Source organism: Phycicoccus elongatus Lp2 (assembly GCF_000367525.1).
GTDB lineage: Bacteria > Actinomycetota > Actinomycetes > Actinomycetales > Dermatophilaceae > Phycicoccus_A > Phycicoccus_A elongatus.
Map to the genome: position 1 here is coordinate 1,682,688 of NZ_HF570956.1, position 13,818 is coordinate 1,696,505.

The following is a 13,818-nucleotide window of genomic DNA, read 5'->3' on the forward strand; positions in this document are numbered from 1 at the left end:
GACCGACGAGGGCCGCGGCGGTGACGGCGGCTGCGGTCGCCAGGTAGGTCCGGCGGTCATCGAACTGCTGCGACTGCGCGTAGCCGAAGCCGATCGCTGCGAAGAGGACCGGGATGAGCGCCCAGCCGATGGCCCACGGCCAGGGGCGGTGGGTGCGGATGGTGGCGAGGCCTGCAGATACGTTTGTATTCATCATGGGATCATGGAATACATCCGTATTCCTGTCAAGTCCTCCCACACCCAACTTCTGCGTGACGCGGAACCTGACTTGGCGACCTGCAATAACTGCGCGAGAACCCAACTTCTGCGTGACGCATAAGTTGGTTTCGCAGCCAAGGGTGGTTCACCAGGCCCCAAGGGGTGTGGTGGGCGTGGCTATCCTTGGCGTCATGCCCGTGTCCGTCGCGATCGTCAACGACTACGAAGTCGTCGTTCGCGGTCTCGCCGGGATGTTCGGCCACTACGCCGACCGGGTGCGTGTCGTCGAACTGGTCGCGAACCGACCGGTCGGCGAGCGGGTCGACATCGCCCTCTATGACACGTTCGCCCAGGGCCAGGCGGATGCCAAGCGGGTCACCCAACTGATCGCGGACCACGACGTCCGTCAGGTCGCGGTCTACACGTGGAACTTCTCCCCCGCCATGGCTCGCACCGCCCTGCGCAGCGGCGCCTCGGGCTACCTCTCGAAATCGCTGCCGGCCCGAGATCTGGTCGAGTGCCTCGAGGCCATCCACGCCGGGACACAGGTCGTGCGCCCCGCACCGCGCACCGCCTCGCTCGTCGGCGGCCAGTGGCCCGGTCGGGAGGAGGGGCTGACCGCCCGCGAGTCCGAGATGCTCTGCCTCATCACACAGGGACTGTCGAACGAAGCCATCGCCGAGCGCGCGGGCCTGTCGAAGAACTCCGTGAAGTCCTACATCCGTGGCGCCTACCAGAAGACCCAGGTGACCAGCCGCTCGCAGGCCGTGCTCTGGGGGGTGCGCCACGGGCTCCAGCCGGACAGCGTCCGCGTCCCTGTCTCCCGGGACTCGGACACGGTCTGAACGATCACCCAGTTCACCGAGGCTGTGTGCTGGCCCCGCGCGGTGACTCAGTCCACGACAGTGAAGGGCGCGACGCAGGACCTCGTCGCGGGATGAGGGGCCGATGAGCAACTCGAAGCGAGGCCGCCTGCTCGGTCTCGGCAAAGACGTTCTCCACCACCCGATCCAGCGTCAGCCGCGCGATCACCCGCACCGGCAGGACCTCCTCCCGAAGGGGTCAATTGCTCACCCCCTCAGTGCTCTCCGTCCGCCTAGAGTCGGGTGATGGAGTTCGGACTCGACATCGCCCAGCAACGGATGCCCTTCGACGAGGTCGTCAGCCGTGCCCGGTTCGCCGAGGACGTCGGCTTCACCGGCGTGTGGGGCTTCGACCACTTCGTGCCGATGTATGGCGAGGGGCCCGGCGAGTGCTTCGACGGCATGACCACTCTGGCCGCCCTGTCGTCGGCCACGACCTCCATCCGCCTCGGCCTGATGGTCGCCGGTGTCACCTATCGGCACCCGTCCGTCTTCGCCAACCAGTGCCTGACCATCGACCACGCCAGCCACGGGCGCCTCGACATCGGCCTGGGCAACGCCTGGTTCGAGGCCGAGCACAGAGCCCTTGGCATCGACTTCCCGTCCACCGGTGAACGCTTCGACCTCCTCGAGGACCAGTTCGAGATCCTCACCCGCCTGATGAGTGGCGAGGAGGTGTCGTATGCGGGTCATCGCGTCTCGTTGTCGGCTGCGCGAATGCGCCCGGTCCCGGTCCAGCAGCCGCACCCGCCGATCTGGATCGGTGGGGCCGGGCCGAAGCGGACGATGCCGCTCGTGGCGCGGTTCGCCGACTACTGGCACAACTTCGGCGGGTTCTCGACCGCGCAGATCGAGCAAATGGCGGAACTGTGCGAGGCGGTCGGGCGCGACCCGAGCGAAATCACGCGGGTGGCCTCCTTGTCCCTGGATGGTTCCCCGGCCGAGATCCGAGAGACCGCGGAGTCATTGCGCGAGAGCGGCATCAGCTACCTCTACTGCGGGTGGCCCGACGCCGGCCGCGACCACGTCGAGCGCTTCGCGAGCGAGGTCATTCCCGCGTTGCGCGGCTGACGACTCCGGTCAGAGTTCTCCGAGGAGGACGGCGGCCGCGAAGCCGAGCACCGTGACCAGCCCAACCCAGCGGCCCGCGTGATCGACAGCCTCGGGGAGCATCGTCGTCGCGAGCATCGCGAGGACAGCTCCGGCAGCGAACCCTTGGATCCCACCCAGGAGAGCGGGTCCAGCGGCTCCGAGCACGGCATACCCGAGTCCGGCAGCGAACGCCGCGACGACAGCGACGGCCAGCCACAGCGCGAGGATGCTCTTGACCGAGCGACCGGACGCGCGCAGGCCCGCGCTGGCGGCCATCCCCTCTGGGATGTTGGAGAGGAAGACGGCGGCGACGAAGGGCAGGCCGATGCCCTTGCCGTCGAGCAGGCTGATGCCGATGGCGGCCGATTCGGGTATGCCGTCCAGCAGGGCTCCGATGACCAGCGCACCGGCCGCTGGGGTGGCGACCTTGGGGGCGGTGGTGAGGGCCTGCTGGATGGCGCGGTCCTGGGCGTGGACGCTGCGGAGGTGGAGGAAGCGGTGCATGGCGACGTGGGTGCCGCCGTGCAGCGGGCTCTTGCGGCGGTAGGCACCGGCGTTGGCGACGGCCCAGTCCCCGGCGAGGTAGACGAGCGCGCCGATGAGCAGGGCCGCCACGACCACGACGAGTCCGGCGCCCTCGATGGCCTCGGCGGTGAGTTCGAAGGCGACCGCGGAGAAGAGCACGCCAGCGCCGAAACCCATGACGATGCCGACGACCTTGGTGGGGACGCGAGTCACCAGAGCGATGCCGGCACCGAGCAGGAGGGCTGCGCCGGCAAAGAGGCCCCAGAAGGCGGCGGTCCACATGATCGCGAGGCTACTCGCGCCGGCCTCCCCTGGCCTGTGATGTCCTCCCTACGATGGGAGCCATGGCCAGTCCTTTCGTTGCGTGCCCGTCCTGCGGAACGAAGAACCGCCTGCCGGTCGCCGCGGGCGGCCATCCGCGCTGCGCCAAGTGCAAGACCAACCTGCCGTGGCTGGTTGATGCCGGCGACACTGACTTCGCTGCCGCGATCGACACCAGAGCCTTGGTCGTCGTCGACCTGTGGGCCCCGTGGTGCGGGCCGTGCCGGATGATCGCGCCGGTGCTCGACAAGTTGAGCCAGGACATGGCCGGCAAAGTCAAGGTCGTCAAGGTCAACGTCGACGAGGCGCCGATGATTGCGCAGCAATACAAGGCGCAGAGCATCCCGATGGTGCTCATCATGGATGGCGGCACGGTCGTCGACACCCTGATCGGCGCCCAACCCGGGCCGACGTATCGCCGTCGCGTCGACGGGGCGCTGGCACGTCGCTGAGCGCTCCGCGGGGCTCGTCGTCCTTGTCGCGATCCCGATCGCGCTCGGGGTCGCGTCCATGGTCGCGGTCCTTGGCGGGGTCCCTGTCGCGGCCCTTGTCTCGACCCGTGCGGGGGTCGCGCGGATCGCGCCCCTTGCTCGGGCAGTCGATGCAGAGCAGGACCCCGGTGCTGAGGCTGACCTGGCCCTTGCCGAGGGTCAGCGGTGGCGCCAGCGCGATGTCCTCGTCATAGAGGTCGAGCACCGGCTCCCAGAACTCGACCCGCCCCCTTGAGGGTGACACCATCGTGGTGGGGCCGCGAAGGTCGCGACAGCTCAGAGGAGTCGTGCGGGTCGCGTTGGATCCGTCACGGCGGATGTGCGTATGCCGCGCACCGGGACTCGCTCGTTGGTCACCTCTGTGGCCGGTCGGGACGATGTGGTCACCACGACCCAGGTGATGGCCGGGGTCGCCCGAAACGACACATGGCTGTTTCCTCGACAGTACGCATCGCGCCTGTCGCTGCTCGACCGGTCAGCGACCGGACCGCAGTTGGTCCACCGTCGGGTCGTCGGTCGAGCGAGCCACCTTGCGGTCGGTCAGGACGATCCACGCGGCCAGCGCACCACCAGCGACCACGGCAAAGAGGAAGAGCACCATCGCGATCGCCGGATATCCGAATAGCTGCGCCGTTGACGGCACCCGCATCATCAGCGCCGCTCCCAGGATCGTCGCCGCGATGATGAGCCCCAACGTGATCCGGTTGGCGACGCGTTGGAGCACGGTGTGCAGTCGGGTCTCGTCCAGCGCATGGACCCGCACCCGGAAGTCGCCCTCGGCCAAGGTGTCCATGATCCGGTTGGCCCGTCGCGGGAGCTGCGAGGTGAACTCCTTCATCTCGATCGCGGCGGCCACCACACCGCCGGGCGAGACCTTGAGCCCGCTGGTCAGGATCTCACTCACGTTGTCGCGCAACGCATCCGTCGGCGAGAAGGTCGGGTCCAGGTGCATCGTCGCCTGGTCGAGGTTGAGCAGCGCCTTGCCGATCATCGACATCTCCGCCGGCGGCCGCAGCCCGTGCACGCCCGACAGCCGCGACAACTCCACCAGCACTGTCCCGGCCTGGACGTCCGGGCCCGCCGACGCAGCCTCCGACACCAGGTGCGAGACGTCCGCCCGGAAGGAGGCCGCGTCATAGGAGTCGAGCGGGTGCCCCATCCCCGCCAACACCAGCGCAGCCTCCTCGCCGTCACCGTCGCTGATCGCCAGCAGGAGTTTGACGACCTTGTCCTGCATCCTCGGCGGCACGTGCGCGACCATGCCCAGGTCGATGAGCGCGAGCCGCCCGTCGTCGGTGAGGATCAGGTTGCCCGGGTGCGGATCGGCGTGCAGCACACCGTCATCGAGGATCATTCGGAGGTAGGCGCGGAACAACTGCTCGACGATCGGCCGCGCATCGATGTCCATTAGCCCGAGCGGCCCGACGTCGGTGACCTTCTTGCCCTCGATCCGCTCCATCGTCAGCACGCGCGCCGTCGTGAGGTCCATGACCGGGTCGGGCACCACGAGCAGGTCATAGTCCTTGGTCAGGTCGCGGAAGGTCAGCAGATTGCGCGCCTCCCGGCGATAGTCGAGTTCCGCCACGAGCGACCGTCTGAACTGCCCAAGCAACGACGAGAACCCATACCGCCGACCGAGATCGGTGCGCTTGTCCGCCATCTCGGCCAGGCCGGCGAGCATCTCCATGTCGCCCTTGATGACGTCGCGCGCCTCGGCCCGCTGCACCTTGACGACGACCTCGCGCCCACTCGGCAGCGTCGCTCGATGGACCTGTCCCAACGACGCCGAAGCCAGCGGCTGCTCGTCGAACTCGACGAACAGGTGCCGCAGCGCCATCCCGAACTCGGCCTCGATCGTCTCCTTGACGCCCTTGAACGGGATTGCCTCGACGTCGTCCTGCAGCCGCGCGAGCGCCGTCGTGTAGCTGTCGGGCAGCAGGTCGAAGCGGGTCGACAGCAGTTGCCCCAGCTTTATGTAGGTCGGGCCCATCGACTCGAGGTCGCGCGCGAACTGCTCGGCCCTGGCGTCACCTGTGGGCCCGTCCACGCCCTCGACAGCCGACTCCCCCGACTGCGCGGCGAACTCGTCGAGCCCGGCTTCGGCCACGAGGTCCGAGCGGCCGTACCGGACGAGAAGGCGAGCGAGGGCGGCATACCGTCCGGCATGGCTGGCCGTGGGGAGTTTCATGGGATCAGCATGCGTCACCGGGGGCCCACGGCGGGCCCCCGGTGACCAATGGAACTCAGCAGGTCGTCGCGAGCAACTGCATCGTCCGGGTGACGTGGTCGTAGGGCTGCGGCTGGAACGGGTCGTCGTAGTAGTGGCGCCCGGTCACACCCCATCGACGAGGGTGCCCTGCATCGTGTGACCGGGGTTGATCTCGTTCATCCAGATCTGGCCGGATCCACGAGGTGGATCGCCGCCATTGTGTTGGAGGCGAACTCGCGGCCCTGGCGATCCGTTGAGCGGTCGCGTGCTCGGTGAAGGCGGTCTCGGGGTGCTGGTGCAGGGTGCGACGCCAGCGGCGGAGCTGGTCGTCGAGGGTCGTCGGGGCGTCGTAGGTAGGGTCGAAGGTCTGGCTCATCAGGTGGTCCTTCCCGTCCCGAACATCGTTGTCCGCTCTCGAGCGTCAGTGTGCCGCGCCGCTCGCCCGGCAGAGCGCACCCCTTCCGCTCGGCCCACACAGAGGTCATGTCCCCTCCGTCGGGGTGGGTCGGACCGGGTGCTGCGCAACGTACGCTGACCGGTGGAGTGCAGCGCCCCTCCGCGCTGTCCCGCGATGAAGGGACCTGTGTGGCACCGCTCGATCGCTCCACCGAGACAACCGACCCGCACCCTTGGGCGCAGGAGGCCGTGCACCTCGGGAGGGCCACTCGCTCGTGGCGCGTCGAGTTTCCCGGGGCGATCGTGCCCGAGGCCGATGGCCTTGCCTTGGCCGATGCACCGGAGTTGGTGCGGTTGGGGCGCGAGGTGGCGGAGTCGTGGCCGACCGCACTCGTGCCGCCCGGTCAGGGCCGGACGCTCGACCTCTGGACGAGTCTGGCGACGGTCGGTGCCGTCGACCTCACGATCGCTCGGGTCATCGAGCCGCACCTCGACGCCTTGGCGATCCTGAACCAAGCCGGGGTCTCCGACTCCGATCGCCCCGGCGGCCTGCTCGGGGTCTATGCCGCAGAGGGTGCCGGGATGCGGCTCACTGCCTCCTCCGACGGCGGGCGGGGCTGGACGCTGCACGGCGAGAAGCCGTGGTGCTCACTGGCCGGGGAGGTCGACGGCTTTCTCGTCACAGCGTGGGTCGACGACTCACGGCGCGGCCTGTTCGCGGTCCGGCGTTCGGCCGGCGTCGAGATCGGGCCGACGGCATGGAAGGCCCGCGGCTTGGCAGCCGTCGTGAGCCCCACGATTCGCCTGCACGGAGTGCCGGCGCTGGCCGTGGGAGAACCGCAGTGGTACCTCGAGCGGCCAGGGTTCGCCTGGGGCGGCATGGGCGTTGCCGCGATCTGGCACGGCGCCGCTGTTGGGGTCGCGCGTCGGCTCCTGGCGTCGGCCGGCACCCGACCCCCGGACCAAGTGGCCCTGATGCACCTGGGAGCCGTCGATGCGGCCCTTCATCGCAGCCGAGCAGTCCTGGCCGGGGCCGCCGACCTCATCGACGGCGGCGCGGCGAGCGGTGCCGCGGGCGCCCGATTGGCCCTGCAGGTCCGGCAGGTCGTCCGGCACAGCGCAGAGGAGGTGCTCGAGCGCGTCGCCCACGCGTTGGGCCCGGCGCCCTTGACAGGGGACGAGCGCCACGCGCGGCGCGTCGCCGACCTGCAGGTCTACCTCCGCCAAGAGCACGCCGAGCGTGACCAAGCTGCCCTCGGCAGTGCCGTGTTGGCGTCGGACCGCCCATGGTGACGACATCGTCGCGAGATGACTGGCAGGTCGTCGTGGTTGTCCCCGCACGGGACGAGGAGCAACTCATCGATCGTTGTCTCAATGCCTTGGGCGACGCGATCAGTCGGTTGACTTCGGTGCGGCCAGGGGTCGACGTCGACGTGGTCCTCGTGCTCGATCGGTGCATCGACGGCACCGAGTCCAAGGCGTCGACGCGGCGATGGGTCCGCCTGTGCCGGGCCGACGTCGGCAACGTCGGTCGGGCTCGCGCCCTGGGCATTGAGGCCGCCACCGCGGGCCTGCCTCCGTCACGTCGCACCTGGATCGCTTGCACTGACGCAGACAGTGCCGTGCCTCGCGACTGGCTGGTCGACCTGCTCGACTTGGCAGACACCGGGATCGACATGGTCGTGGGCAACGTCCGGGTCGACCTCGACGAGCTGCCGCCCACCGTCCGGCAATCGGTCGGCGTCGGACTGATGCCCGACGGTCACGACCGCATCTACGGCGCGAACCTGAGCTTCCGCCGTGACGCCTATGACCCCGTCGGCGGATTCCGGCCGTTGTCCGTGCACGAGGACGTCACTCTGGTGCGCGCTTTCCGCGCGGCCGGGCACCGTGTCCATGCGTCGGGGAGCCTCACCGTGCTCACGTCTGCCCGTCTCGACGGCCGCGCCCCGGCCGGCTTTGCGGGGTACCTGCGCGACCTCCTCCCCACCGTGAGGCTGTCACCGCACATCCCGACCACGTCCGCCCTCGCCCTCCACCCGTCGCCTGACCGTGGATGAGGCGCTGTGGGCCCGTCGCCCCGAGTGGGCGGAGTCTCCACCCCTGACGCTTGGTGCTGCTGATGGACGGCAGTGCACACATCTCGTCGTGGTGGTCGCCCATCCCGACGACGAGACACTCGTCGTGGGCGGCTTGATCCACGACGCCGCGGCGGCTGGTGTGGCGGTGACGGTCGTCGTCCTGACCGACGGCGAGGCCTCACATCCCGACAGCCCCACCCACTCCCCGTCCGACCTGCGCCGACTGCGGCGCGCTGAGGTGGCCGAGGCGCTGGCCACGCTCGCGCCACACGCGCACCTCGTCCGACCCGCCCTGCCTGACGGTGGCCTCATGAGGAACTTCCACGAGATCGTCGGCTTGGTCGGCGGCGTGCTCGACGAGACCGCCACGGACAGCGCGCTCGTCGTGTCGACATGGAGGTTCGATGGGCATCCGGACCACGAGGCCGTTGGCGCGGCCGTCGCGCAGGTGTGCGCCGAGCGTGGTGTGCGCCATCTCGAGGCGCCCTTGTGGCTCTGGGCCTGGCAGGACGCAGCCGCTGTGCCGTGGAGCGAACTCCTGCTCCACCCACTCAGCAGATCCACCCAAGGGGTCAAGCGCGAGGCGCTGGCCGCACACACGAGTCAGGTCGGCCCGCTCTCCGCCGCACCGGGCGACGAGGCCCTGTTGTCCGCGGAGGTCCTCGCGCATTTCGCCCGTCCGTGGGAGTCGTTCGTCGAGCGGGGGGCTGCGTCCTTCGACGAGATGTATGCCGCAGGAGACGACCCGTGGGGCTTCGACTCGTCGTGGTACGAAGAACGCAAACGCGCGCTCACGCTCGCGTCGCTGCCGGAGCGTCGTCTGGGGCGAGTGCTCGAAATCGGTCCCGGCACAGGGCTGCTCACCGTTGCCCTGGCCGAACGGGCTGACGACGTACTGGCGATCGATGTGTCCGCGCAGGCCTTGGAGCGGGTCGAGGACCGACTGTGGTCCGCCGGGCTGGCGGATCACGTCGAATTGCGACGTGGTCATGTGGCCTACGACTGGCCCGAGGGCGAGTTCGACCTCATCCTCGTGAGCGAGGTCGGCTACTTCCTGTCCTCGAGCGAGTGCGACGTCCTGCTGGCGTCCGCCCGTGATCATCTCTCCGCGAGCGGCACGCTCTGCCTCGTGCATTGGCTGCACCCGATCGAGGGCTGGCCGTTGGACGGTCACGCGGTGCACGACCGTGCGCTCGCGCTCAGCGGCCTCGAGCGCGTCGTGCAGCACGTGGAGACAGACCTGCGGATCGACGTCGTGCGCCGCCCCGGGCTGCCCAGCGTGGCGCAGGCGGAAGGTCGCTGCTGACGTCCCTGCACGCCTCCGCTGCGTCACCTCTGCTGCGGACGGTGAACAGGGGTGACGGTCAGGGCTGGACGTCGCGGGCCCAGTGCCGCAGGGCCTGACAGAGCTCGAGGAACGCCGCGGCGTCGTCGGAGTCGCCGACCGCGACCATTCCGTCGTCGGCCTCGACCCCGGCCGCCGCGAGCAGGTCGCTCGCCGCGCTGCCCACCCCGATGAACTTGTGGTGCGCGAAGGCGTCGTTGACGAAGTCCTTGGCACTCTTGCGCTGGGCCAACTCCGCAGCACCACCGGCGCTGGGCAGGAGGGCGACCGCGTCGAAGAGCACCGACGGTGCACCGTCGAGGGCGTGGTCCACGGCGCGCCTGCCGCCCCGGCGGCCGAGCTTCACGCCGCCGATGGCCGGCCCGATGAGCTCGACCGTGGCACCACCGTTCTCGAAGGCCGTTGTCACGGCATCGAGCACTTGGGGGTCGGTGCCGTCGGTGACGAGGATGCCCAGCTTGCGGCCGGCGAAGGTCGTGGCCCGCCCATCGAGCATCGACAGCGCCGGGGAGGCCGGCAGGTCTTCACGCGGAGCGACGGCCGCAGGCGAAGCCGACGGCAACGGCATACCCAATCCGTCGGCGACCGCGGAGGCCAGCGACTCGTCGACGTTGCGGAGGTTGGCGAGCATCCGGGTGCGGATGGCCGGGATCTCGCACTTGCCGAGCTCGAAGACGAAGGCGTCGGTGATGTGCTCCTGCTCGACCGGCGTCTGGCTGCGGAAGAACTGCCGCGCCTGGCTGTAGTGGTCGGCGAAGGACTCGGCGCGGATCCGGCGCTTGTCGCCGTTCTCGGGGACCTGCGCGGAACGGAACCCACCATCGAGATCCGGCCGCGGGCCGCGCTGGTCACCGGTGAAGGAGTTCGGCTCGTAGTTCGCGCGCCCGCTCTGCAGCGACATCTGCATGTGCCCGTCACGCTGGAAGTGCGCCACCGGGCAGCGGGGCGCGTTGACCGGGAGCTGGGTGAAGTTCGTTGAGCCGAGCCGCTTGAGCTGGGTGTCGAGATAGGAGAAGTTGCGGCCCTGCAGGAGCGGGTCGTTGCTGAAGTCGACCCCCGGCACGATGTTCTGCGTGCAGAAGGCCGCCTGCTCGGTCTCGCTGAAGACGTTCTCCACCACCCGATCCAGCGTCAGCCGCGCGATGACCCGCACCGGCAGGACCTCCTCCGGGATGAGCTTGGTGGGATCGAGGACGTCGAAGTCGAAGGAGTCGGCGAACTCGTCGTCGAAGACCTGCACCGCGAGGTCCCACTGCGGGAAGTCGCCTGCCTGGATCGCGTTCCAGAGGTCGCGGCGGTGGAAGTCGGGGTCAGCGCCGTTGATCTTGACCGCCTCGTCCCAGACGACCGACTGCATGCCCTGCCGCGGCTTCCAGTGGAACTTGACGAATGTTGCCTCGCCAGAAGCGTTCACGAAGCGGAAGGTGTGGACGCCGAAGCCCTCCATGAAGCGCAGCGAGCGCGGGATGGCGCGATCGGACATCGTCCACAGCACCATGTGCGTCGCCTCAGGCATGAGCGAGATGAAGTCCCAGAAGGTGTCGTGCGCACTCGCCGCCTGCGGCCAGCCGCGGTCCTGCTCCTCCTTGACCGAGTGCACGAGGTCGGGGAACTTCATCGCGTCCTGGATGAAGAAGACCGGGATGTTGTTGCCGACGATGTCCCAGTTGCCCTCGGGCGTGTAGAGCTTCACCGCGAAGCCGCGCACGTCGCGGGCGAGGTCGGGCGAGCCGAGGTTGCCGGCCACCGTCGAGAAGCGGACGAACGCCTCGGTGCGTATGCCGCGACGCTGGAAGATCGCGGCGCGCGTCAGCTCGGGGATCGCCTCGAGCGTCTCAAGGTAGCCGTGCGCGCCGTAACCGCGGGCGTGGACGACGCGCTCCGGGATGCGCTCGTGGTCGAAGTGGAAGATCTTCTCCCGCAGGACGAAGTCCTCGAGCGCAGTGGGGCCGCGGTCGCCGATGCGCAGCGAGTTCTGGTCGTCGGCCAGCGGCGCGCCCTGTGCGGTCGTCATCACCGGGCCGCCGCGGGCAGCGCCTTGGTGCAGCTCGTCAGCGTTACCGCGCCTGTCGGTGGCCTTGGTCCGCTGGGTCCCCGGGGTTGAGCTGGTCGACGGGGTGGCCTGCGTCGGCTTGTCGGGCTTGCTCTTGGGCGGCATGACTCGGCCTTTCAGTCGGCGGGTGGGCGGGGATGAGCCCGCCCTCGTGCCACCCTAGAGGCAATCGGCCAATAGTGGGCCCGCGCAACCTGATTCGCCGTTCCTGGTCACCCCTACGGGTGAGACAGCCTTTCCTCCCATGACCGATTGACCCCCGCCCCCTCCCGATCTGGATGCCGCGGTGATGCGTTGCCCTCACTTGGTGCGCCGTCCTCACGAGATGTCTCTGCCTGACCGAAACTCGTTGCTCTCAGCCTTGCGGCACTATTCGAACACCTGTACGATTTAGCCATGGACGCCACCAGCCTCGCCGACCGCCTCGCGGTCATGCGTGACGCTGTCGAGGCGGCCTCCGGGTTTCGCGATCGCCTCCATGAGGCGTCGGGCGACACCTTGGGCGAGCTGGTCACCTTGGCCGACACCTTCGCGTCGATGGGTGCCCAGGTCCGGGCCGCGGTGGTCGCGGAGGCGGTGCGTCGCGGTGAGGTCGAGACAACGATGTCAGCCTGGGTTCGCGAGCATGCACGGTCCTTGCGTCAGGGCGGCGCGAGCCAGCTCGCGCGGATGGTCATGGAGGCCACCAAGGGCGGGCCGACCTGGACCAGCCAGACGCATGGCCCAGACCCCGACAGCCCAACCGGCATCGTCTGGGCGGCCGTGCAGGCGGTCGCCCCTGACCTCGGGCGCGAGGTCGATCCCGAGGGTGGCGGCGAGCCGGACGGCATACCCGCTGACGAATCGACCTGCGTCTTCGATCAGCCGACAGCGACTCCCCTGACGGCGGGCAACGGACTGGCCGTCCTGTCCGAGATGCGCGTGCTGGAGCCGCAGTTGCAGCCCGAGGCCGTGCCGACGGTGACCCGCGTGCTGGTCGACCTGTGTCGGCAGCACGGGCCGTCACACATGCGGCAGCTGCGGCCGCGCCTGCTCGCTGAGTACGGCAAGGAGGGCGAGCTCGACGACCTCCAGAAGCGCTTGGCTCGCGGCGCCTTCCTCTCCTCCCCCAACGTCGAGTCCGGCGACCTCACCGAGTACCGCCTGGCCCTGACCCCCGAGCAGGCGGCGACCCTCGAGGCCGCGGTGGGGCCGTTGTCCGGCCCAGCCCCGAACGGTGAGACCGGCGAGCCCGATCGGCGTTCCGCCGGACAGCGACGAGCCGAGGCATTGATCGAGATCTGTGCCCGCGCCGTGGCCGCCACCCACGCGAGCGGCGGCGAGGGTCCCACCGGTGCGTATGCCGCGGTGCACGTGACGATGACGCTCGCCGACCTGCGACGGTTCACGGGGGCCGAGGAGGCCGCGCCCGGATCGCCACACTCGGTCTTCACGCGCAGGGAGCCAGCTGCCGATCAGGACCTCTGCTCCGGTGATGTCCTGGGCTCGCGAGCCACGGGCACACTGTTGTCACCGGAGGTCCTGCGGCGGATGGCCTGCGAGGCCGACCTCATCCCGCACGTCCTGGGCGCCGAGGGCGAGCACCTCGACCAGGGCCGTGAGACCCGCTTGTTCCACCGGGCCCAGCGTCGCCAGCTGATGCGCCGCGACAAGCACTGCACCTACCCCGGCTGTGACCGGCCGGCCGCGTGGACCCGCGCCCACCACGTCCTCCACTGGTGGGACCACGGCCGGAGCGAACTCGACAACGCCGCGCTGCTCTGCGAGCGGCACCACACGATCGTGCACCAGCGGCGACTGTGGGCCGACGTGCGGCGCACGCCGGATTTGCACGGCCGGTTCGTCGTCTGGGACCTCACCGAGGGCTCCTACGACACCGAACTCGCCCGCAGACGAGCTGAGCGCGCGGCCAACGACCCGCCTCCGCTGACACCCGAGCGTTGGGAGGCGATCCTGCGCGGCCTCCGGTCCGGGGACCTCGCCGAACAGCTGTGGGCACGCCACCAAGCCCAGTGGTATGACCAGGGCGACGAGGCCTTCGTGCCGACCTTCTTCGATCCGCGGGTGTGGGACGCCGCCAACGACGACTCGGTCGCCTGACGCTGGCAAAGGTCTCCGCCGACTCGCGTGACCCCAAGAGTCCCATCGGGCCCTGACGTCTGGATAGGGTGGCGAATGTCGTTGGGGGACGAAGACACCCATGCGCATCCGGGTCCCCGCGGCGCGGGCTGGGGCAGCCCACCT

Annotated in this window: 11 protein-coding genes; 7 read left to right on the forward strand and 4 right to left on the reverse strand. The window is 69.5% G+C overall.

Annotated elements, in window-relative coordinates; translation table 11 throughout:
• Nucleotides 1-193 (reverse strand): hypothetical protein (locus tag BN10_RS17300; RefSeq protein WP_040751078.1); only part of this gene is annotated, 193 nt, incomplete at its 3' end.
• Nucleotides 194-389: 196 nt separating this feature from the next.
• Here BN10_RS17300 and BN10_RS07955 point away from each other — a divergent pair.
• A complete protein-coding gene (locus BN10_RS07955) occupies nucleotides 390-1,043 on the forward strand; it encodes a helix-turn-helix transcriptional regulator (protein WP_040751081.1) in 654 nt (217 codons plus the stop codon).
• A 264-nt stretch (nucleotides 1,044-1,307) separates the two neighbouring features.
• Entirely contained in the window at nucleotides 1,308-2,132 is an 825-nt protein-coding gene (locus BN10_RS07960; protein ID WP_010850713.1) for an LLM class flavin-dependent oxidoreductase, read from the forward strand.
• 9 nt (nucleotides 2,133-2,141) lie between these two features.
• Here BN10_RS07960 and BN10_RS07965 read toward each other — a convergent pair whose 3' ends face one another.
• Nucleotides 2,142-2,960 carry a ZIP family metal transporter gene (locus tag BN10_RS07965; protein WP_010850714.1) on the reverse strand — a complete coding sequence of 273 codons (819 nt, stop codon included), beginning with the start codon at nucleotides 2,958-2,960 and terminating at the stop codon, nucleotides 2,142-2,144.
• 62 nt (nucleotides 2,961-3,022) lie between these two features.
• Between BN10_RS07965 and trxA the strand changes: the two genes are divergently transcribed.
• Nucleotides 3,023-3,451: a thioredoxin gene (trxA, locus tag BN10_RS07970; RefSeq protein WP_156917183.1), complete on the forward strand. Its 429-nt coding sequence runs from the start codon at nucleotides 3,023-3,025 to the stop codon at nucleotides 3,449-3,451.
• Nucleotides 3,452-3,965: 514 nt separating this feature from the next.
• Here trxA and BN10_RS07980 read toward each other — a convergent pair.
• Nucleotides 3,966-5,678 (reverse strand): ABC1 kinase family protein, encoded by a 1,713-nt coding sequence (locus tag BN10_RS07980; RefSeq protein WP_010850716.1) that lies wholly within the window; start codon nucleotides 5,676-5,678, stop codon nucleotides 3,966-3,968.
• Nucleotides 5,679-6,284: 606 nt separating this feature from the next.
• On the opposite strand from BN10_RS07980, the gene BN10_RS07990 reads away from it, so the two are divergent.
• The 3 genes from BN10_RS07990 to BN10_RS08000 all read left to right on the forward strand — a co-directional run bounded on the left by BN10_RS07990 (nucleotide 6,285) and on the right by BN10_RS08000 (nucleotide 9,482).
• The gene (locus BN10_RS07990) at nucleotides 6,285-7,388 is read left to right on the forward strand and encodes an acyl-CoA dehydrogenase family protein (RefSeq protein WP_233354289.1); all 1,104 of its coding nucleotides are present in this window, start codon (nucleotides 6,285-6,287) and stop codon (nucleotides 7,386-7,388) included.
• Nucleotides 7,382-8,155: a glycosyltransferase gene (locus tag BN10_RS07995; RefSeq protein WP_010850719.1), complete on the forward strand. Its 774-nt coding sequence runs from the start codon at nucleotides 7,382-7,384 to the stop codon at nucleotides 8,153-8,155. The genes BN10_RS07990 and BN10_RS07995 overlap by 7 nt, the downstream gene beginning before the upstream one ends.
• A gap of 88 nt (nucleotides 8,156-8,243) precedes the next feature.
• Nucleotides 8,244-9,482, forward strand: a complete 1,239-nt coding sequence (locus BN10_RS08000; RefSeq protein WP_051369646.1) for a bifunctional PIG-L family deacetylase/class I SAM-dependent methyltransferase — start codon at nucleotides 8,244-8,246, stop codon at nucleotides 9,480-9,482.
• Between the two features lie 58 nt (nucleotides 9,483-9,540).
• On the opposite strand, the gene BN10_RS08005 is transcribed toward BN10_RS08000, so the two are convergent.
• Nucleotides 9,541-11,679: a catalase gene (locus BN10_RS08005; protein WP_010850721.1), complete on the reverse strand. Its 2,139-nt coding sequence runs from the start codon at nucleotides 11,677-11,679 to the stop codon at nucleotides 9,541-9,543.
• A gap of 291 nt (nucleotides 11,680-11,970) precedes the next feature.
• Here BN10_RS08005 and BN10_RS08010 point away from each other — a divergent pair, with 291 nt between their 5' ends.
• Complete coding sequence (locus BN10_RS08010) at nucleotides 11,971-13,674, forward strand: HNH endonuclease signature motif containing protein (protein WP_010850722.1); 1,704 nt, start codon at nucleotides 11,971-11,973, stop codon at nucleotides 13,672-13,674.
• Nucleotides 13,675-13,818 lie beyond the last annotated feature (144 nt).